This is a genomic window from Staphylococcus sp. EG-SA-17 (assembly GCF_017151845.1).
GTDB classification, from domain to species: Bacteria; Bacillota; Bacilli; order Staphylococcales; family Staphylococcaceae; genus Staphylococcus; species Staphylococcus aureus.
On the sequence record NZ_JACVZO010000005.1, the window covers coordinates 126,869 to 146,612 of the forward strand.

Here is a 19,744-nt window from a genome sequence, read left to right on the forward strand (position 1 = left end):
AAATTGCTCCTTATTTAAGTATTTCAGCTACACGTAATTTCGCGCTTCGTGCTCTGTTATTGTCATCTAAATCTTCTTCTGTAGCGGTAATCGGTTTACGATTAACACGCTTTAACTTAGGTGTATATGCTTCTGGTATAACTGGTAATCCTCTTGGTACCTCTGGACCTTTTTCATATTCTTGGAACACCTGTTTACATAAACGATCTTCTAAAGAATGGAAAGTGATTACCGATATCCTGCCGTCTACTTTCACTAATTCAATCGCTTGTTCTATTGAATCTTCAAAAGCTGACAATTCATCGTTTACTGCAATTCGTAGTGCTTGAAATACTCGTTTTGCAGGATGTCCGCCTTTTCTTCTTGCTTTTGCAGGAATACCTTCTTTTATAATGTCAACTAATTCTAATGTTGTTGTTATTGGTTGTTGTTCACGATGTGCTTCGATTCTTCGAGCTATCTGTTTTGAAAATTTCTCCTCGCCATAACGATAAAAAATCTTCACTAACGCTTCATATGACCAATTGTTAACAATTTCATATGCTGTTAGTTCTTGTGTTTGGTCCATACGCATGTCTAATGTTGCGTCATGGTGATAACTGAATCCTCGTTCTGGAATGTCGAGTTGTGGGCTTGAAACACCCAAGTCGTAATAAATTCCATCTACTTTTTCAATGTTTAAGTCTTTTAATATTTGAGTTAATTCACGGAAGTTGCTATGAACAAAAGTCACCTTATGCAAATGATCCTTCAATACCTCTTTAGCATTATCAATTGCAGTTTGGTCTTGATCGATTGCTATTAATCTTCCGTCGTCATTTAATTGATTTAGTAAATAAAGGGCATGTCCCGCTCCACCTAGCGTACAGTCAATGTACACACCATTTTCTTTTACATTTAAATAATCAATGGTTTCGTTTAACATAACGCTGATATGATGAAACACTTCAATTCCTCCATTTTAAAAATCAAAATCTATTAAATCTTCAGCAATATCTTCGAAACTTTCTTCAGATTCTTCATAGAAATCATTCCAAGTTTCTCTATCCCAAATCTCAATACGATTTGAAACACCGATTACTGTACATTCTTTAGTTAAATTAGCGTATTTCCTCAAGTTTTGAGGGATGTTAATACGCCCTTGCTTATCAAGTTCTACTTCAACAGCACCAGAGAAGAACATACGCATAAACTTACGTGCGTCTTTTTTTGTCATAGGTAAGGTTTTCATTTTCTCTTCAATCTGTTGCCATTCGTCTAGAGTGTAACCGAATAAACATTTATCAAGGCCTCTTGTGATAATAAAACGCTCATTTAAGTCATAACGAAACTTGGACGGTATAATCATACGTCCTTTTGTATCTAATTGATGATCGTATTCTCCCATGAACATTTTTTATCACCTCACCTTATATATAATTTACCACATCTCCCCACTATCCACCACTATTTATACAAAATTTGTGAAATTTATTTTAAAAAACAAAAAAATGCCCGATTTATCATTAAGATAAATCGGGCTAAACCCTTGGTATATTAAGGTTTTATAATAATATGATCAAAAGTGTAAGAAAGTGGTGGATAGGTGGAGGGCTTGAACACATCTGTCCCAAAATCATTCAAAATTTGAAGTGGATTCCATATTCTTTCTTGTAATCCTCCCATTGGATGGAGTGTTTCTTGAATTTCTCTAAATTGCTTCATACTGATCTCGTTTTCTCTTTCAATGTTTAAAAGATAACGTTTTAACAAATAATCATACTGTTGTATATGAATTTCATTATTTTTATTCACAAGGTTAATATTATTTTGATTCCCCGCCACTTCATCTAATAAGTCTTGGTTTAGACGACGCTGTTGTTCAATCATACCTTCTACCTTTTCAATAAATTGATGTGATGCTTGTTCTCTAATAAACTTACTTCTTTCTCCTTCAACACCATCGACTAACACTTTTTCTAATGGAATATTGTATTTCGAAAGTAATTTTTCTATACGGTCATTTAAATAAGTAATTCTAAGCCTTGGCATCACGATAGGCATTTCAACATCAAATAGTTCAAATACATCTTTTAGTTCAGCCCAGTACTTAATTTCACTCGGTCCTCCAACAAATGCCACCGTGTTAAATAACCATTCTTCCATTAATGGTCTTGTCACTACATTATTAGAAAATAATTCAGGTTGATTTTCCGCAATATTTATAATTTCTTCCTTTATATATGTCTTATCTGTTTTATTTAATTTAAAATGCTTACCATCATACGAAACTAATTGACGCATATTTTCATCATGTAAGAATAAATGAACATTTGTATCTGTTTGTATCATCGCATTCAAGCCTTGATTTTGAGTACGTTGTTGTGTTGCTCTAAAAGCATCATCAAGCAACTGATGTTTTTTCAAAATCTTTTTAAACATAGGCGCTTCCATTTTTCTTAACGGCTCAAACTGCGCATCTATAAATAGAACGCCATATGCTTTAAATGTTTCATGCAGTATTGCTTTAAACATATCAGTCCACGAGTCATATTGGTCAATAATTCTGTCACAAATCTCCAGTAGACCTTGTGTATGAACAGTTTCTTTCATAAGAATGAACATCGTTTTTAAAGTTTGTTTCAACTCAGCCTTATCAGGATAATATCTAGAGACAGTCGTCTCTGGCATCTCCATTGTATGATATTTAACCTTATGCAGCGACCCATGATTTTCGTTATAAACAAATGTATGATTCACTTCATCGAAATCATGATCTTCTCCTGCAATCCAAAAAACTGGTACTACTTGTTGCTTATGTGTATCCGTTAATTCCTTAGATAAAGTAATGATTGAAAATATTTTATGGAATGTATACAATGGTCCCCCGAAAAGCCCTGCTTGTTGTCCACCAATCACAACTTTTGAACCATTAGCTAAATGTTGTATGTTTAATTCTTGTTCACTAGAAAGCTTTAAATCACTCATATATTCACGAATAACATTCGCTAATGCCGCTTCTCTTCCATTATTTTCTTTAGACATCCTTTTTTCAAAACTAGTTTGTTGAGCTGCGTCATATTGAAATAATCCTGTTATTACAGGGTCACTGCTCTTTATTTTTGGTATAAACTGATCTTTTTCATTTAAACTAACTACTTTACAGTCCATGTTTTTTCTCCTTAAGTACGCGATTACAAACTATAGTATAAAGTCTATACCGGTGATTGACAATTTTACGGCTTGAAAATCAATTTAATCATGGAAAATTTATAATATTCATTGTTTTACATTTTCAAATCAATGAAAAACACAAGTGGTTTAATGTATAATAATAGTAGTAAACAAATAAGGGGTAGATAAATATGAGTGAAATCAAACGTCTTGAAATTAATTACAAAACTGACGAATTATTCGAAAACTTTAGAGCGTTTGGCAACAAAGACTTATACATGGTCAATGAGTTAAACGGTCAAATGATTGATGCAAGTTCAGATTCACCATTTTATGGCATATTTGTCGGAGATCAATTAGGAGCTAGAATGGCATTACTAAAAAAAGGTGATGTCGAAGAAATCTACTTCCCAGATTTTGAAGATTATATATTATTATGGAAGTTAGAAGTATTACCAAAATATCAAAACAGAGGGTACGCTTCAGAATTGATTGATTTTGCAAAGAGTTTCAACATGCCAATTAAAGCCATTGGCAGAAATGATTCTAAGGATTTCTTTTTACATCATGGATTTACAGATGTGGAAGCTAAAAATATAGAGGGACATGATGTCTTATTGTGGAAACCATAAGACAATAATATTCGACACTACGAGCATGAAAATGCATCTTTTCGTAGTGTCTTTTTTACAATTACTTTCTTAAGCTAATAGTAAATCATTTTCAAATTATTTGTCTTAACGTACAATATCATTTAGTTGTTTCCATGAATTAATTTCATAATCAGGTATAATTCCTGGATTATGATCAAATCCTCTAAAATTAAACCAGCAAGTAGCTATACCCGCATTGATTCCACCTAGAATGTCAGATGTTAAAGAATCTCCAACTATAATCGAGTGCTGTCTTTCATCCTCACCAATATCATTAAAAACATAATTAAAAAATTCCGGATTAGGTTTTTGATATCCTGTTTCCTCAGATATAAATATCTTTTTAATATATTTATGCAACGGCGTCTGATTTAACCTTCTCTTTTGCGTTTCGGTTACACCATTAGTAACAATATATAAATCATGTCTTTTCGATAATTCGACAATTGTTTCTAATGTTTGATCAAAGTATTTAACTTTAGCTTCTGCTAATCCATTTCTAAATAACACATCTGCACGATGCCCATCAACTTCCATTTGATGATGTTTGAAGTAATTCACAAATCGTTCTGATAATACTTCAGACTTCGTTAATTTATTTTGTTGAAAAGCTTCCCAATGTTGGTGATTGATTTTTTTAAATGTTAAAAAATCATCTTTTGTTGCTTTATGATTAAAAACATTCGCCATATAGTGAAACGCCCATTCTTCTGCATCATAAAAATCAACAATTGTATCATCAAAGTCTATCAAAATATTTTTATATCCCAATTTCCCCATCTCCTATATTGTCTATGTATCTAAATCTTAACAGAGGCTCAAATTTCTGCAAATAAAATAAACTGAGTGCATAACATTAAAGTATGCTCACCCAGTTTATTTTAAAGAATATTAGTTATTATATTAGAATCCAAATAATTTACCTAGTAAACCCACACCGTTAGCAACGATGTCTACGATACTTGTGCCTAATTTCACACTATCATGTTGTTGTGCAGCTTGCACAGTATTTGCGATTGCTTCTGCTAGTCCAGTCATTTAAATCTCTCCCTCACCTTTGAAATAATACTTATTACTTACATAACATATTGATATTAGAATCCGAATAATTTACCTAATAAACCTACGCCATTTTCAACGATGCTCACAATGCTTGTGCCTAATTTTGCGCCGTCATTATTAATTGCTGCAGTTACGGTATCTTTAATTGCGTTAAATAAACCTTCCATTGAAAACACTCCTTAAAATTTAAATTTGAAGATAACAAAAACGTGCGTAGCTTTTAAATCACCGAAATGTTATTCGCTTAACGTTTTGTTGTTGTTATTTTAAAATAAATTTGATGCAATTAGTTTGTTTATCCGCACAACATCTTATAATGTACTTAACTGTATTTTAAAGAGAAAAGAAATACAGTTAGGCATTCAAAACTGTATTTAACACAATTAAGTTGCCTGAATTCGTATTTAAGTCTTATTGAACCTTTTTAGATAAATAGCTCTATAATAGTGAAAAATATAAACATTTTTTATTTACAAGGTATTGCTAATTTAAGTTCATTTAGATATAATAATTCTTGTGTTGTTAAACGTGTCCTGGTAGCTCAGCTGGATAGAGCAATGGCCTTCTAAGCCATCGGTCGGGGGTTCGAATCCCTCCCAGGACGTTTATAGGTATTTTTATACGCATTACCAAACAAAAGAGTTCCGTGATTACGGGGCTCTTTTGTTTTGAATTTCAGTATTATAGTATGATGCGTCACCAAAACGTCCCCCGCATAAGCCCCGAAAATACAGTAATTAAAACAAGCATGCTTATTCGTTATAGAATTTTTTGACACACAATTGACACGCGTCTGACACTTGTTTATACATTTTTAATTAAGTAATTTTGTGCTCAAATTTCATCTATACTGCACCTGAACTACACCAACACTACACCAAGATTTTTAACACTCACCATTTGCATGCGTAGAGATTTTTATTATTATATTATTCTTATAGATTTTGATACTATTCAAAATTTTAGGGACTTTTCAGGGACCCGAAATCCTATAATTATATACATCTTAAAAAAATAACCACGTCCATCAAGACGTGGTTTTTTAATTATTTAATTCACTAATTATTCTTCTTAATTTTCATTGCTAAATATACTATTGGCAAATTTATAAAGTAGTTCAGCGTTTTTCAATGACATATTGTCTAATGATCTTTCTTTTTTTCTCATTCTGTGTATTGTGCTTTGTGGAACTCCTGTTTGTTTCGATATATGTAAACTGCTCAAATCACTGTCTAATAGTTTTTGAATTTGATTTCTCATTTTGTACACCCCCTTGTAAATCTTCAATCATCATTTAAATTAAATAATTACTTTTCCACATATTCCAATATTTAGGTTGCAAAGCATACCTCAAATATCATTAATTTTGAGATTTAAATGTCAATTATGTGTCTATCAATCCAATATACATACTCTAATAACGTAATAGTACACACTCTTCTTATTAATTGGCCATAGCTATCATGATATAATTAGTGAAGAAAATCACATAAGAAAGGTTGTAAATCATGAGACTTCAAAAAGCACCTTTAGTAACGTCAGGACTAGTCTTAGGATTATTAGGCCTGGGTAATCTATTAAAAGACTTATCTCTTACTTTAAACGCTGTTTGCGGAATCTTTGCTTTCTTGATTTGGATTCACCTTTTATGTACTATGCTCAAATATTCTAATAATGTGAAAGAACAATTAAACAGTCCTCTAGTTTCATCAGTGTTCACAACATTTTTCATGTCTGGCTTTTTAGGTACTACTTATTTAAATACATTTTTTAGTAACATAACTTTTATCAATAGCTTAATAACGCCTATTTGGATTTTATGCCTTGTGGGAATTATGACGCATATGATTATTTTTTCAATAAAATATTTAAAAGATTTTTCACTTGAAAATGTTTATCCTTCGTGGACTGTACTTTTTATTGGTATTGCTATCGCAGGATTGACGGCACCCGTTAGCGGATATTTTTTCATAGGTCAATTAACAGTAATATATGGCTTTGTAGCTACTTGTATTGTCTTACCTATTGTTTTCAAGCGATTAAAAGCATTTCCATTGCAGACGTCAATCAAACCGAACACATCGACAATTTGTGCACCATTTTCTTTAGTCGCTGCAGCATATGTTATAGCATTTCCTAAGGCGAATGCTTTTATCGTAATTATATTTTTAATATTAGCTCAAATATTTTATTTTTATATCATTATACAATTGCCTAAATTACTAAAAGAACCTTTTTCGCCCGTATTTTCAGCTTTCACATTCCCTTTAGTAATCTCAGCAACTGCTTTAAAGAACAGTTTGCCTGTACTTATGTTTCCAGACATTTGGAAAGGTCTTTTGTTTATCGAAGTGTTATTAGCTACTGTAATAGTACTTAGAGTCTTTATAGGATATCTTCACTTCTTTTTAAAAAAGGAAAATCAAGATAAATTTCTTCGTAATGCGTCTCAGTAACACTATTACCAAGAATTAACACGCATATTTAATAACTAAAAAAGAGGCAGGTAATCTTGCCTCTTTTTAGTGTATATCAATGCCTCTTTGATTTAATATGATCATATCAATGATACCTTCTGACTAAAGCTGTAGTAACTATACTAGAACGTCTAGTTCATAAACACGTTTCACTCTAACCTTTATTTAAATAATATATAAGCAGCAAACGCCAAGGCTAATATACCAATAAAATAATTAATAAAGATTTTTATTTTAGTCTTTGTAATAGTTGACAAATTTTATCACCTCTAAATATCGATAAATTAAACGCCGTTATTTTTCCTTTGCCTATCTTTTATCATTTCAGAAGGTACTCCGAAAATAAACATCAGAATAAATAATATAATTGGCAAATGTGGTATGTTTTCTAGCAAATACCATCTTAACTTCCAATCAAACACCATATTTGCATACGCCACAAAATATTTACTAAATAATAATACTACGCATATTCCAGTTAGTGTATCTAAAACCTTTGTCAAATGTGTCATTTATAGCCATCCTTTATATATGCTATTTTCACAACCATATGTGTCATGTGTTACAAAAACTGTTTACAGCAAATACATATTTACCACGATAAATATAATATACCATAGATCTAACATTACATTAAAAACAAATTTTAAAAATATCATTATTAAATAGAGCATTGTATCAATTACTTACTAGTGTTATGATTACCGTCATTATTTTCTTAATCAAAAATAATAATGCACCTCGCTTAGTTTAGTATTTCTACAAACCTACGAGATGCATAAAACCCAATTAGTATTTTTATAATATAGCATTTCAAATTATGAATAAATTAGTACTTGCGTAATTAGTACTCCGCCACCGAAAATCAATACAAAAGCAACTACCGGCCATACAAATCGGAACCAATGTGAATATCGCATGTTTAACATTTGTAGTGTGGCCATAACAAGTCCAGTCGGCGCTAAGAATAACATCGCATATTGACCAAATTGATATGTCGTAACGATGACGAATCTTGGTATACCTACTGTATCAGCTAGTGGTGCAAAGATAGGCATTGATAATACCGCTAATCCAGAAGATGATGGCACGATAAAACCTAAACAGAAGAAAATAAATAGTAATACGATGATAAATAATGGTCCACTCATATGTTGAACTAAAGATGATGAAAAGTGTAAGATTGTATCTGAAATCATACCTTCATTCAACACTAAATTAATACCTCGAGCTAAGCCAATAATTAAAGATACACCTACTAAACTTGATGCGCCATTGACAAATGCATCTACAGTTCCTTTTTCTCCCAATCCAGATTTACCTGTCCCAGCAATAAACATTATTATAATTGCAAATATTAAAAATGCTGAAGCCATAACTGGGAACCACCAACCTTGCGTCATAACTCCCCATACCATAATTGGAAATGGTAGTACAAATAATGTAAGGATTATCTTCTTACGCAAAGTAAAATGGGCACTATCGTCATCTTTTAATACAGACCATTGCTGTTCAAAAGCATCTTTGTCTTCATAAGAATATGACGCTTTAGGATCTTTTTTAATTTTTTTACAGTACCAATATAAATAACTAATAACAAAAATCGCACCGACAATACAAGCGCCTATTCTCCAATACAAGCCATCCGTAAAAGTTGTACCAGCGGCATTAGAGGCAATTACAACCGAGAACGGGTTAATAGTTGAAAATGTACTACCGACAGAGCTGGCAAGGAATATGGCACCAACTGAAACGATAGAATCGTATCCTAACGCTATAAATATAGGGACTAAAATCGGATAGAATGCTACAGCTTCTTCTTCAATACCACATAATGTCCCGCCGATAATCATTAGTATTGATACAAACACAATTAGCATAAATTCATGCCCTTTTGTTTTCTTCGTTAAAGCTAACAATCCCGATTCAAAAGAACCACTGGCTTGAACTACGCCAATAAGTCCCCCTAGTACAAGAATGAATACCATGATATCGACCGCTTCTATCGTACCTTCAACCATGCTACTTGTTATTTGTTCTGGTCCAGCTGGATGTTGCTTTAATCTTTCATAAGTATTCGGAATTGATACCGGCTTATTAATTGCACCTGATTTAAATTGTTCAATCTTAATTTTAACCCCCATTTTGTCTAGTTCCTGTTGCGTACCCGGAACCTTTTTCACTTGGTTATGAGGGTTAACTATCTTTAGTTCTTGGGATGAAGGTTCGTAAGAAAGTTTAGAATATGCACCAGCAGGAATAACCCATGTTGCTATAACTGCAACAACCGTTAAAATGAATAAAATCATAAATGCACCTGGCATTTTTAATTTAAATCGTTTTTTCTTTTCACTTTCATTAATTGTATTTTCCACGGTTTCATCTCCTTCGACATTTAACCTAGCATTTCTACCTTAAAGATTTTATAAATATAAATTAAGAAAGTGCACCCCGCATCAAAATAGAGGCATTATTTTCAGGGGTGCACATAAATAATAAAAATCATGCATTTGACATATAGTAATTGAAAAGCGTTTCAATTCAATTACTTTTTAATCACAGTACCTACTTTACCCTCTAAGGCAGCATCTAATTCATTTAATGATGTTATAAGCACACTTCCTTTTGGATTGTTTTCAATAAATGATATGGCTGCTTCAATTTTTGGTAACATACTTCCTTTTGCAAATTGATTTTCGTCTATATATCGTTTTAATTCATCAACATTTGTTGTTTCCAAAGGCTGTTGGTTTTCAGTGTTAAAATTAATATATACATAATCAATTGCTGTTAAAATAATCAATTGATCGCATTGAATATTAGCACCCAACAACGCACTTGTTTTATCTTTGTCTATAACTGCATCAATACCTTTAAAACCATCATGTTGCTCTCTAATTACTGGTATCCCTCCACCACCAGCAGCAATAACGAGTGTATCATTTTTAATAAGTGTTTTAATACTCTCTAATTCAATAATAGAGATGGGTTGTGGTGAAGGAACAACACGTCTATATCCTCTTCCAGCATCTTCAACAAATATAAATCCTTTTTCTTTTTGAATTTGTTCAGCTTCTTCTTTGTTGTAAAATAACCCAATTGGTTTTGAAGGATTGTTAAATGCCGGATCATTTTCATTAACTTCAACTTGTGTCACTAGTGTTACCACTTGTTTATCCATTCCAATAGAATGCAATTCGTTTTGTAAGCTTTCTTGTAATTGATAGCCTATGTAAGCTTGACTCATTGCGCCACATTCAGCAAATGGAAATGCCGGACCTTGGTTGTGTTCTGCAGCATAGTTAAGTCCCAAATTAATGCTTCCAACCTGTGGCCCATTACCATGACTAATAACAATCTCATGTCCTTTTGTTATTAATCCTACTAATGATTTCGCAGTATTTTTAACAAGCTCGAGTTGTTCTTGAGGTGATTTTCCTAAAGCATTACCACCTAATGCTACTACTATTTTCGCCATCATATTCACTTCCTTATATCATTTAAAATTCACCCAATGTAGCAACCATGACTGCTTTGATTGTATGCATTCTGTTCTCAGCTTCTTGGAATACAACTGAAGCTTTACTTTCGAATACTTCATCTGTAACTTCCATTTCTCGAATTCCATATTTTCCAAAAATTTGTTGACCAATTTTCGTATCAGCATTATGGAAAGATGGTAAGCAATGCTCAAAAATAACATTTGGATTACCAGTTTTATCCATCATTTCTTTATTTACTTGATATGGTTTCAATAATTCAAGTCGTTCTTTCCATACTTCATCAGGTTCACCCATTGATACCCAAACATCAGTGTAAATTACATCCGAACCTTTTACACCTTGGTCAATATCATCTGTGATTAATATGTTGCCACCATTTTCAGCGGCAATATTTTTACAGCGATTTAATAATTCATCTGTTGGATTTAATTCTTTTGGACAAACTAAATGGAAGTTCATACCCATAATGGCAGCACCTTGCATTAATGCATTTGCAACGTTATTACGACCATCTCCAACATATGTAAAGTTAATATCTGCATAATCTTTTTTTAAGACTTCTTTTGCTGTTAAGAAATCAGCAAGAACTTGAGTAGGATGATCTTCATCAGTTAAACCATTCCACACTGGTACGCCTGAATATTCAGCTAAAGTTTCTACTGTTCTTTGTGAAAAACCACGGTATTCAATGCCATCATACATTCCACCAAGCACACGTGCAGTATCTTTAGTTGTTTCTTTTTTACCCATTTGTGATCCAGTTGGGCCTAAATAAGTTACATTTGCACCTTGATCATGTGCTGCAACTTCAAATGCACATCGTGTTCTTGTAGAATCTTTTTCAAATAACAGTGCAATATTTTTATTTTTTAACATAGGCTTTTCAGTGCCAATATATTTAGCACGTTTTAAATCCTCGGAGAGTGTTAATAAGAATTCTACCTCTTGTCGTGAAAAGTCTAATAAAGTTAAAAAACTTCTGTTTCGTAAATTTTTCATTAATAACAACTCCTTTTATATTAGTTACACCTAAATTGTAAGCGCATACAAAATAAACACAACCTACTATTAAAATTTGTAATATTTAATCAATAATTAAATGAACATTTTATTAATATTAAATTTAAGTAGTAGGAAATTATTAAAATAAGTACTACATTTAAAGTATAACTAATTTTCAAGTAGTTATAAAATTCAATTATCAAACAATTTAATGCAATTGATTAGAGAATAATTTTAACGTGTCGTTTTTAATATATAACTCTCGCCTACTTTATTAGGTACTGTTTCTGTCCAAAAATTAAAAATGATAAGTTTTGCTTAAATAACACTACTAACTGTTTAAGTTTATTTAACATAGTTTTAGCTTTTATTTAATTCCGAATCGGTGTAAAAGCTTATATACTTTGGGTAATTCACGCAAAGGAGATTTTCATATGAAAAAGAACATCATGAATAAATTAGTTTTATCAACAGCATTGTTACTTTTAGGAACCACATCAACACAACTTCCTAAAACGCCAATCAGTTTTTCATCTGAAGCAAAAGCCTATAATATCAGTGAAAACGAGACTAATATCAATGAACTAATCAAATATTACACTCAGCCGCATTTTTCATTATCTGGAAAATGGCTATGGCAAAAGCCCAATGGTAGCATTCATGCAACATTGCAAACGTGGGTTTGGTATAGTCATATTCAAGTATTTGGTGCTGAAAGTTGGGGAAACATTAATCAGTTAAGAGATAAATACGTTGATATATTCGGAACTAAAGATGAGGATACAGTTGAAGGTTACTGGACTTATGATGAAACATTTACAGGTGGTGTAACACCTGCAGCTACATCATCCGATAAGTCTTATAAATTATTTTTAAAATATAGCGATAAACAGCAGACTATCATCGGTGGTCTCGAATTTTACAAAGGAAATAAACCAGTATTAACTTTAAAAGAACTAGATTTCCGTATCCGGCAAACATTAATAAATAATAAAAAGCTATATAACGGAGAATTTAATAAAGGTCAAATTAAGATTACGGGTGGCGGTAATAATTATACGATTGATTTAAGTAAGAAGTTAAAATTAACTGACACAAACCGTTATGTTAAAAATCCTCGACATGCAGAAATTGAAGTCATTCTTGAAAAATCTAATTAACCTTAATTGCGGAGTAAATACTAAAATTATTTAAGTAACCCTTATTTATAAAAAATACAAGGAGCATTTTAAATGAAAAAAAACATTACGAAAAAAATTATTTTATCATCAGCGTTGTTACTATTAGGCGCTGTATCAACACAACTTCCTAACACACCAATCAGTTCTAAATCTGAAGCTAAAGCTTATTATATTAATCAAGAGGAAACAAATGTAAGTGAGTTAATCAAGTATTACACTCAGCAACATTTAACCTTTTCAAATAAATGGTTATGGCAAAAAGATAATGGCACAATTCATGCAACGTTACTTCAGATATCATGGTATAGCCATATTCAAGTATTTGGCCCTGAAAGTTGGGGTAATATTAATCAATTAAGAGATAAATATGTAGATATTTTCGGCATAAAAGACCAAGAAACTATTGACTCATATGCACTATCTCAAGAAACATTTACTGGTGGCGTTACACCTGCAGCAAAACCTAACGATAAACACTATAAATTGAATGTAACATATAAAGATAAAGATGAAACATTTATTGGTGGATATCCATTTTATACAGGTAATAAGCCAGTTTTAACTTTAAAAGAAGTTGATTTCCGTATCCGACAAACATTAATTAAAAACAAAAAATTATATCAAGATAAATATAATAAAGGTCAACTCACGATTACTGGTGACGATAATAATTACACAATTGATTTAAGTAAGAGATTACCGTCAACTGACGCAAATAAATATGTTAAAAATCCTCAAAATGCCAAAATTGAAGTTACCCTCGAAAAATCTAACTAGTATCGAAATCGGAGTCAACAAATAATAATCTCATTCATTATATTGACGCCGCTCACTTTTATATTTGATATTCCTCGCAATGATAAATCCACAGAAAGGAGATGTTCAAATGAAAAAGAACATCACGAACAAAATAATATTAACAGCAACATTGTTAATATTAGGTACTTCTTCAGCTCAACTTCCTAACACACCAATCGGTTTTTCATCTGAAGCTAAAGCTTATCATATTGGCCAAGACGAAACGAACATCAATGAATTAATCAAATATTACACACAAAAGCCTCTCACATTTTCAAATAGATGGTTATACCAATATGATGACGGCAACATTTATGTTGAATTTAAGCGTTATTCTTGGTCTGCACATATACGCTTATGGGGTGCTGAAAGTTGGGGCAACATTAATCAATTAAGAGACCGCTATGTAGACGTGTTTGGTTTAAAAGACAAAGACACTAGACGATTATGGTGGGTATATACTGATACATTTACAGGTGGTGTTACACCTGCAGCATCGTCTTCTGATAAGCCTTATAATATTTATGTACAATATAAAGATAAACTACAAACATTTATCGGCGCACATAAGATATATCAAGGTAACAAACCAGTTTTAACGTTAAAAGAAATTGATTTCCGAGTACGTGAATCATTAATAAAAAATAAAATACTATATAATGAAAATCGCAATAAAGGTAATATTCATATTACCGGTGGTGGTAATAACTTTACAATTGATTTAAGTAAAAGATTACATTCTGATCTTGCAAATGTTTATGTTAAAAATCCTCAAAAAATAACAGTCGAAGTCCTCATTGATTAAATAAGGTAGTATGATTTATATCGAAAATACTAAGGATAAACAATAATTGAGTAATACTACAAAATGTATCAATAATATTTACACAATATTTAAATTAGTACACAGAATATTAAATGGGATTTGGAGTCTAATAGAAATGCAAAATCATTCTCTGTGTTGGGGGCCGCTCCAACTTGCATTGTCTGTAGAATTTCTTTTTGAAATTCTCTGTGTTGGGGCCCATCCCCAACTTGCACATTATTGTAAGCTGACTTTTCGTCAGCTTCTGTGTTGGGGCCCCACCCCATAATTGAAAAATGTTTGTTACATGGGCATTTTTGTTTGGTCAATATTTGTCTATATAATATTGTAGAGCCTAAGACGTGGTTACGTTTTAGGCTCTTAATTCAATTATTACTGCTCTTTTAATGTAGCATAATAACTATATAGTTTTATAATCGTTCTAAATCTAGCATCTTCTATTTTCGTTTTACCATTCCTCAAATCTTGCACGGTCTGATACGGCACCCCTGAATTTTTCGATATTTTGTAGCCTGATTCAGACTCAAACAAAAATTGAATAGCGTTTATTATTTCATTCAACTCTTTCATTTTTAATCCTCTTTCTTCTATTAACAATATACAATGTTGTTATTAAAACAGTCAGTGTATGGATGATTTCATTTCCTAAAAATATATTCAGCCATATAATAATTAGAAATGCAATATAAAATAGTTTCATTATAATCCCCTATCATTTTTATATTTATCACTTTCCATTTAGTTTCAACATTAAAAGCTAACCTAGGTTTAAGATTATCTTATAACGCCTATAACTAGAAGTCTGCATTTTATCTTGTATATAACATTTTATAATGTTACACTACACCTTTTTATATTTTTCACAAGAAGTTTTCACGAATTATTATATTTAAACTCACCCATATTCCAACACAATTAATTTTTCTCTATTCATAATTGATTGATCATACTAGTTAATATACAGTTAACTTTTATTTAATAGTTAATTAATTGATTTAATTCTAAGATATTTGTATTTTTATATTGTAATCGATTACATTTTAAAGTTAAATAAATACCTAGTTTTAAAGAAATTAATCAATAAAATTAGCTTTGTCTTTTCCTTGGTTCATAAAGAGTTCATTCAACTTTGACTAAGCCTCGAAATTGAAATGCTTCCTTTCAAATATTAATTAAAAGTTAAAAACATATTCTTAAAATATTCACTCATCATCACTCAATCATTTAACAGTTGCTACATTAAATATACTAATATAAACGATGATAAATATTTGATATGTCTCAACTGCATTATTCTAAATTGACATATTGATTATTGTTTCCTCAAATCGTTTTAAAAAATAGAAGGATGATGAAAATGAAAACACGTATAGTCAGCTCAGTAACAACAACACTATTGCTAGGTTCCATATTAATGAATCCTGTCGCTAATGCCGCAGATTCTGATATTAATATTAAAACCGGTACTACAGATATAGGAAGCAATACTATAGTAAAAACAGGTGATTTAGTCACTTATGATAAAGAAAATGGCATGCACAAAAAAGTATTTTATAGTTTTATCGATGATAAAAATCACAATAAAAAAATATTAGTCATCAGAACGAAAGGTACCATTGCTGGTCAGTATAGAGTTTATAGCGAAGAAGGCGCTAATAAAAGTGGTTTAGCCTGGCCTTCAGCCTTTAAGGTACAGTTGCAACTACCTGATAATGAAGTAGCACAAATTTCTGATTACTATCCTAGAAATTCAATTGATACTAAAGAATATATGAGTACATTAACTTATGGATTCAACGGTAATGTGACTGGTGATGATTCTGGAAAAATTGGCGGTTTGATTGGTGCAAATGTTTCAATTGGTCATACACTCAAATATGTTCAACCAGATTTCAAAACAATTTTAGAAAGTCCAACTGATAAAAAAGTAGGTTGGAAAGTTATATTTAACAATATGGTGAATCAAAATTGGGGACCATACGACAGAGATTCTTGGAACCCAGTATACGGCAATCAACTTTTCATGAAAACAAGAAACGGTTCAATGAAAGCAGCAGATAACTTCCTTGATCCTAACAAAGCAAGTTCTCTATTATCTTCAGGGTTTTCACCAGACTTCGCTACAGTTATTACTATGGATAGGAAAGCAACCAAACAACAATCAAATATAGATGTAATATACGAACGAGTTCGTGATGACTATCAATTACATTGGACTTCAACAAATTGGAAAGGTACTAATACTAAAGATAAATGGACGGATCGTTCTTCAGAAAGATATAAAATCGATTGGGAAAAAGAAGAAATGACAAATTAATGGTCATGCACACTCAAATATTCAAATTTTAACATTAGCCGATAACATCAGAAATGATGTGTGTCGGCTATTTTAGTTGCAGTATAAAATTAAACATCGATGAATAGTAATATATATATTATGCTTTTCAATATATATTCATGCTTATAAACACGATATAAGATTTAATTTTTCAGTTTCAAACATTTTTAATTCATATTGTCAAACCCTTTATTTAAAAGTTTTGAAATTGTTCAAAACTTATCGAACACATTATGTGTTAATATATTTGCAGAATTATTTTAAAATCGTTTTAAAACTATACTGAAATAAGAAGATAAAAAGTATAATAAGTACATATAATTGAAAATAATTTCTAGAAATCTATTTATCTCTAATCTAGATATTGTAAGAAGTTGTATGAATAAGTTAAACTTAAATTGAATCAGTTTAAATGTTCAAGGAGGATGACAAATGGTTTTTAAAGATTGGAAAGTTAATGTTGTTTACACTGGGAAACATGAAGTTGTTACAAATGAAAATAATTTATTTGTCATAGATGAAGATTATGATGTCGCAATCGCAATCAATTATATAGACAATAAATTAAAGGTCAGTCATGTTAACTATGGATCTGAATTTACAATTGACTCATCTAACAAAGTACTTGAATTGATGATTCATAATCCAAATATTGACGAGAATTAAATATTAAAAAACATTTAGAAATATAAAGGCATACTATATATAGTCTTTTAAACGAAAAACAAACGGTAATCAAAGATTCAGATAATCATTACACTTAAAAATGCACGATTTCCAAGCATTTAAAATATAACAGCTAAGGTGGTGACCAAAAATTAACATTGTGTATAACATCATTGTATATATAGCATGCATGATTAACTTCGGACTAATTATAGTACCGCTGTTAACTACGACAGACGCAGATTTTGTATGGACATCTTCGTCATTAATATATATGGTTCTTTTAACACTGCTTATCTTAATTGTTTATATTAAAACTAAAGATAGTTTACAGTTAACAATATTTATACTTAGTGTTGCATTAATAATTCTATACTGCGCACCTTTATTATTCATTTATGTGTTCTAGTGTTTCATTAATATTTTAATGCGTCAGTTTAAAAACTATCAATTTTAAAAATAAGCGAAACATGTTATCATCAAATTAACTTATTTACAGTTAATTTTGCTTAAATTTAAAATAACACTCTTCTCAACTTTAGCTTTATATCTTTATTTCAAGGTATGTTTTCAACTATTTTAATGCAATTTACATTTAGATTAAGGAGTAAACATCATGAATAAACATATAAATAAAAAGACCACAAAGCATCTTGAAGATTATAAAAAGGTTCAACAAAGAAATTCGGAAGAAACAAATAGAGGTTGTTTAAAAAGTGTCGCCATGCTTATCGTCTTATTTTTATTCATTATATTTGGTATTGTGGCATGTTCTACACACGTTAACTTTTTCTTCCAATAATATGCTGATTGAGTAATATTCACTACGTTTCTTACAGCATTTGATTTTATCTATGGGAGCATTATAAATATTTTTTAGATTGTACAAAGCAATTTTGTGCATAACATTTCTAACTATTATATTTGTATTAGTCTCCCCTATTATTGTATATTCATTGCTCATACATAAATATTAAATTGTAGAATTTTTAACTATACAAATTAAAAAACAGGCGAAGACAATGATATTTATTGTCTCAACCTGTTTTCTTTATTATCTATTTATAATTTCATCAATTTCTTTGTAAATGTTTTCTAATCCAACTTTAGCTTCAGCCATTGATTTGAAATCATTTTTCTTTAGTGCTGCTTTTGCTCTATATTCATTCATCATAATCGTACGTTTGTAATATCGATTTAAGCTACCTGCAGCCAAGTCATATACGTTCGATTGTCTAAGTAGTGATTTCAACTCTTCAGCAATTTTTTTATCGTGATATTTACTTTGAGTTAAATAATTGTCATAACTACTTGCTTCTGCTTTGTTCCCGTTTAACGTTGATACTGCTGTTGTTGATAATAGTACTGCTAATGTTCCTGCTACTATATATTTTTTAATTTTCATTGTAAATTCTCCTTTAAAAATTGATACTTAATGATTATATAGTCAATTTTAGGAAAGTTACATTAACCTACTATTAAATAGCATAGTCTTTTTATTAATAGAAATTAATATTAGATTAAATTATTTTGAACTTATAATAATGACAGAAGTATTATCTCACTAATCCTTGCTTTAATACTTCATCAATTCGCTCTTGCAATATCATTTTCTTAACATTGTATTCAAATGATACTAAGTTGACTGCCTTTTGTGCTTTTCTATGTGCGCTCACAGTATGGGTCTTTTCAAATTCTCTCACAAGATTTTGAGCTTGAATCAATTTTTGTTCTTTTTTTATAGTTGCATCAGTTTTCGCTGCTGGTTTATTAAAATGCGGACGTGGTCCATATCCAAATGTACCGTCATTATATTCCACAATGTTATAATCATGTCTAAACTTAATATATTTAGGTGTTGAGTTAAATTTTGGTCTAGATTGATATTTAAAAGTACCATCATTGTACTCTACGATATTGTGATTAATACTCACTGGTTTCTTTTCTCTTGGACCGTATGTCAATAGCGGTTTAAAAATGCTGTTTTATGGCGGTTTGAAAATGTCGTTTTTTAGCGGTTTAAGATTGTCGTATATTTAATGATTTTTCGGTTTTATAATCTTTTAATCGATATGATTCTCCAGT

At 30.9% G+C, this 19,744-nt stretch carries 22 protein-coding genes, 1 tRNA gene and 1 pseudogene; 9 read left to right on the plus strand and 15 right to left on the minus strand.

The window, feature by feature from the left end; translation table 11 throughout:
- Positions 1-10: 10 nt before the first annotated feature.
- The 3 genes from rsmH to bshC form a co-directional block, all read right to left on the minus strand.
- Positions 11-946 carry a 16S rRNA (cytosine(1402)-N(4))-methyltransferase RsmH gene (rsmH, locus tag IDG65_RS04085; protein WP_000468384.1) on the minus strand — a complete coding sequence of 312 codons (936 nt, stop codon included), beginning with the start codon at positions 944-946 and terminating at the stop codon, positions 11-13.
- A gap of 15 nt (positions 947-961) precedes the next feature.
- On the minus strand, positions 962-1,393 hold the full coding sequence (mraZ, locus tag IDG65_RS04090) for a division/cell wall cluster transcriptional repressor MraZ (protein WP_000480800.1): 432 nt from the start codon (positions 1,391-1,393) through the stop codon (positions 962-964).
- A gap of 143 nt (positions 1,394-1,536) precedes the next feature.
- Positions 1,537-3,150 (minus strand): bacillithiol biosynthesis cysteine-adding enzyme BshC, encoded by a 1,614-nt coding sequence (gene bshC / locus IDG65_RS04095; RefSeq protein ID WP_000340480.1) that lies wholly within the window; start codon positions 3,148-3,150, stop codon positions 1,537-1,539.
- A gap of 194 nt (positions 3,151-3,344) precedes the next feature.
- Between bshC and IDG65_RS04100 the strand changes: the two genes are divergently transcribed.
- Positions 3,345-3,785, plus strand: coding sequence for an N-acetyltransferase (locus IDG65_RS04100; RefSeq protein ID WP_001289711.1), 441 nt, complete (start codon positions 3,345-3,347; stop codon positions 3,783-3,785).
- Positions 3,786-3,890: 105 nt separating this feature from the next.
- Here the strand turns inward: IDG65_RS04100 and IDG65_RS04105 are convergent, their stop codons facing one another.
- The 3 genes from IDG65_RS04105 to IDG65_RS04115 form a co-directional block, all read right to left on the minus strand.
- Positions 3,891-4,586, minus strand: coding sequence for a YjjG family noncanonical pyrimidine nucleotidase (locus IDG65_RS04105; RefSeq protein WP_001788648.1), 696 nt, complete (start codon positions 4,584-4,586; stop codon positions 3,891-3,893).
- Positions 4,587-4,709: 123 nt separating this feature from the next.
- Positions 4,710-4,844, minus strand: a complete 135-nt coding sequence (locus IDG65_RS04110) for a beta-class phenol-soluble modulin (protein ID WP_000147103.1) — start codon at positions 4,842-4,844, stop codon at positions 4,710-4,712.
- Between the two features lie 56 nt (positions 4,845-4,900).
- Positions 4,901-5,035 (minus strand): beta-class phenol-soluble modulin, encoded by a 135-nt coding sequence (locus IDG65_RS04115; RefSeq protein WP_000398672.1) that lies wholly within the window; start codon positions 5,033-5,035, stop codon positions 4,901-4,903.
- Between the two features lie 363 nt (positions 5,036-5,398).
- Here IDG65_RS04115 and IDG65_RS04120 point away from each other — a divergent pair.
- A tRNA-Arg gene (locus IDG65_RS04120) sits at positions 5,399-5,472 on the plus strand.
- 467 nt (positions 5,473-5,939) lie between these two features.
- On the opposite strand, the gene IDG65_RS04125 is transcribed toward IDG65_RS04120, so the two are convergent.
- A complete protein-coding gene (locus tag IDG65_RS04125; RefSeq protein ID WP_001245796.1) occupies positions 5,940-6,128 on the minus strand; it encodes a hypothetical protein in 189 nt (62 codons plus the stop codon).
- 248 nt (positions 6,129-6,376) lie between these two features.
- Here IDG65_RS04125 and IDG65_RS04130 point away from each other — a divergent pair, with 248 nt between their 5' ends.
- Entirely contained in the window at positions 6,377-7,324 is a 948-nt protein-coding gene (locus IDG65_RS04130) for a TDT family transporter (RefSeq protein ID WP_001239298.1), read from the plus strand.
- 305 nt (positions 7,325-7,629) lie between these two features.
- On the opposite strand, the gene elxI1 is transcribed toward IDG65_RS04130, so the two are convergent.
- The 4 genes from elxI1 to argF all read right to left on the minus strand — a co-directional run bounded on the left by elxI1 (position 7,630) and on the right by argF (position 11,847).
- A complete protein-coding gene (gene elxI1, locus IDG65_RS04135) occupies positions 7,630-7,857 on the minus strand; it encodes an epilancin biosynthesis-related protein ElxI1 (protein ID WP_000149420.1) in 228 nt (75 codons plus the stop codon).
- A 306-nt stretch (positions 7,858-8,163) separates the two neighbouring features.
- Positions 8,164-9,720 (minus strand): YfcC family protein, encoded by a 1,557-nt coding sequence (locus tag IDG65_RS04140; RefSeq protein WP_000432068.1) that lies wholly within the window; start codon positions 9,718-9,720, stop codon positions 8,164-8,166.
- Positions 9,721-9,890: 170 nt separating this feature from the next.
- Positions 9,891-10,823 (minus strand): carbamate kinase, encoded by a 933-nt coding sequence (gene arcC, locus IDG65_RS04145; protein ID WP_001074348.1) that lies wholly within the window; start codon positions 10,821-10,823, stop codon positions 9,891-9,893.
- A 22-nt stretch (positions 10,824-10,845) separates the two neighbouring features.
- Positions 10,846-11,847 carry an ornithine carbamoyltransferase gene (argF, locus tag IDG65_RS04150; protein ID WP_052997632.1) on the minus strand — a complete coding sequence of 334 codons (1,002 nt, stop codon included), beginning with the start codon at positions 11,845-11,847 and terminating at the stop codon, positions 10,846-10,848.
- A 437-nt stretch (positions 11,848-12,284) separates the two neighbouring features.
- Here argF and IDG65_RS04155 point away from each other — a divergent pair, with 437 nt between their 5' ends.
- The 3 genes from IDG65_RS04155 (at position 12,285) to IDG65_RS04165 (ending at position 14,634) form a co-directional block, all read left to right on the plus strand.
- Positions 12,285-13,010, plus strand: coding sequence for a superantigen-like protein SSL14 (locus tag IDG65_RS04155; protein WP_000739529.1), 726 nt, complete (start codon positions 12,285-12,287; stop codon positions 13,008-13,010).
- Positions 13,011-13,082: 72 nt separating this feature from the next.
- A complete protein-coding gene (locus IDG65_RS04160) occupies positions 13,083-13,808 on the plus strand; it encodes a superantigen-like protein SSL13 (RefSeq protein ID WP_000739555.1) in 726 nt (241 codons plus the stop codon).
- Positions 13,809-13,917: 109 nt separating this feature from the next.
- Entirely contained in the window at positions 13,918-14,634 is a 717-nt protein-coding gene (locus IDG65_RS04165; RefSeq protein ID WP_000739584.1) for a superantigen-like protein SSL12, read from the plus strand.
- A 393-nt stretch (positions 14,635-15,027) separates the two neighbouring features.
- Here the strand turns inward: IDG65_RS04165 and IDG65_RS04170 are convergent, their stop codons facing one another.
- Both IDG65_RS04170 and IDG65_RS04175 read right to left on the minus strand, forming a co-directional pair.
- On the minus strand, positions 15,028-15,252 hold the full coding sequence (locus tag IDG65_RS04170) for a hypothetical protein (protein ID WP_075583735.1): 225 nt from the start codon (positions 15,250-15,252) through the stop codon (positions 15,028-15,030).
- Positions 15,209-15,355 carry a hypothetical protein gene (locus IDG65_RS04175; RefSeq protein ID WP_000765702.1) on the minus strand — a complete coding sequence of 49 codons (147 nt, stop codon included), beginning with the start codon at positions 15,353-15,355 and terminating at the stop codon, positions 15,209-15,211. The genes IDG65_RS04170 and IDG65_RS04175 overlap by 44 nt, the downstream gene beginning before the upstream one ends.
- A 657-nt stretch (positions 15,356-16,012) precedes the next feature.
- Here IDG65_RS04175 and hyl point away from each other — a divergent pair.
- The 3 genes from hyl to IDG65_RS04190 all read left to right on the plus strand — a co-directional run bounded on the left by hyl (position 16,013) and on the right by IDG65_RS04190 (position 18,461).
- Entirely contained in the window at positions 16,013-16,972 is a 960-nt protein-coding gene (gene hyl / locus IDG65_RS04180; protein WP_000857474.1) for an alpha-hemolysin, read from the plus strand.
- A 453-nt stretch (positions 16,973-17,425) separates the two neighbouring features.
- Positions 17,426-17,659: a hypothetical protein gene (locus IDG65_RS04185; RefSeq protein ID WP_000231335.1), complete on the plus strand. Its 234-nt coding sequence runs from the start codon at positions 17,426-17,428 to the stop codon at positions 17,657-17,659.
- Between the two features lie 616 nt (positions 17,660-18,275).
- Positions 18,276-18,461 carry a hypothetical protein gene (locus IDG65_RS04190; protein WP_001032821.1) on the plus strand — a complete coding sequence of 62 codons (186 nt, stop codon included), beginning with the start codon at positions 18,276-18,278 and terminating at the stop codon, positions 18,459-18,461.
- Positions 18,462-18,713: 252 nt separating this feature from the next.
- On the opposite strand, the gene IDG65_RS04195 is transcribed toward IDG65_RS04190, so the two are convergent.
- Together IDG65_RS04195 and IDG65_RS04200 are read right to left on the minus strand one after the other, a co-directional pair.
- Complete coding sequence (locus IDG65_RS04195; RefSeq protein WP_000694543.1) at positions 18,714-19,064, minus strand: complement inhibitor SCIN family protein; 351 nt, start codon at positions 19,062-19,064, stop codon at positions 18,714-18,716.
- 151 nt (positions 19,065-19,215) lie between these two features.
- Positions 19,216-19,617 (minus strand): annotated as a pseudogene (locus tag IDG65_RS04200) (fibrinogen-binding protein); the annotation flags it as partial.
- Between the last annotated feature and the right edge of the window lie 127 nt (positions 19,618-19,744).

Coding starts and splice junctions, on each gene's coding strand:
- IDG65_RS04100 (WP_001289711.1), top strand. CDS start 3,345: ATGAGTGAAATCAAACGTCTTGAAATTAATTACAAAACTGACGAATTA.
- mraZ (WP_000480800.1), bottom strand. CDS start 1,393: ATGTTCATGGGAGAATACGATCATCAATTAGATACAAAAGGACGTATG.
- elxI1 (WP_000149420.1), bottom strand. CDS start 7,857: ATGACACATTTGACAAAGGTTTTAGATACACTAACTGGAATATGCGTA.
- IDG65_RS04160 (WP_000739555.1), top strand. CDS start 13,083: ATGAAAAAAAACATTACGAAAAAAATTATTTTATCATCAGCGTTGTTA.
- IDG65_RS04105 (WP_001788648.1), bottom strand. CDS start 4,586: ATGGGGAAATTGGGATATAAAAATATTTTGATAGACTTTGATGATACA.
- IDG65_RS04190 (WP_001032821.1), top strand. CDS start 18,276: ATGAATAAACATATAAATAAAAAGACCACAAAGCATCTTGAAGATTAT.
- IDG65_RS04165 (WP_000739584.1), top strand. CDS start 13,918: ATGAAAAAGAACATCACGAACAAAATAATATTAACAGCAACATTGTTA.
- IDG65_RS04155 (WP_000739529.1), top strand. CDS start 12,285: ATGAAAAAGAACATCATGAATAAATTAGTTTTATCAACAGCATTGTTA.
- bshC (WP_000340480.1), bottom strand. CDS start 3,150: ATGGACTGTAAAGTAGTTAGTTTAAATGAAAAAGATCAGTTTATACCA.
- IDG65_RS04185 (WP_000231335.1), top strand. CDS start 17,426: ATGGTTTTTAAAGATTGGAAAGTTAATGTTGTTTACACTGGGAAACAT.
- arcC (WP_001074348.1), bottom strand. CDS start 10,823: ATGGCGAAAATAGTAGTAGCATTAGGTGGTAATGCTTTAGGAAAATCA.
- IDG65_RS04125 (WP_001245796.1), bottom strand. CDS start 6,128: ATGAGAAATCAAATTCAAAAACTATTAGACAGTGATTTGAGCAGTTTA.
- argF (WP_052997632.1), bottom strand. CDS start 11,847: ATGAAAAATTTACGAAACAGAAGTTTTTTAACTTTATTAGACTTTTCA.
- IDG65_RS04115 (WP_000398672.1), bottom strand. CDS start 5,035: ATGGAAGGTTTATTTAACGCAATTAAAGATACCGTAACTGCAGCAATT.
- IDG65_RS04175 (WP_000765702.1), bottom strand. CDS start 15,355: ATGAAACTATTTTATATTGCATTTCTAATTATTATATGGCTGAATATA.
- IDG65_RS04110 (WP_000147103.1), bottom strand. CDS start 4,844: ATGACTGGACTAGCAGAAGCAATCGCAAATACTGTGCAAGCTGCACAA.
- IDG65_RS04195 (WP_000694543.1), bottom strand. CDS start 19,064: ATGAAAATTAAAAAATATATAGTAGCAGGAACATTAGCAGTACTATTA.
- hyl (WP_000857474.1), top strand. CDS start 16,013: ATGAAAACACGTATAGTCAGCTCAGTAACAACAACACTATTGCTAGGT.
- IDG65_RS04130 (WP_001239298.1), top strand. CDS start 6,377: ATGAGACTTCAAAAAGCACCTTTAGTAACGTCAGGACTAGTCTTAGGA.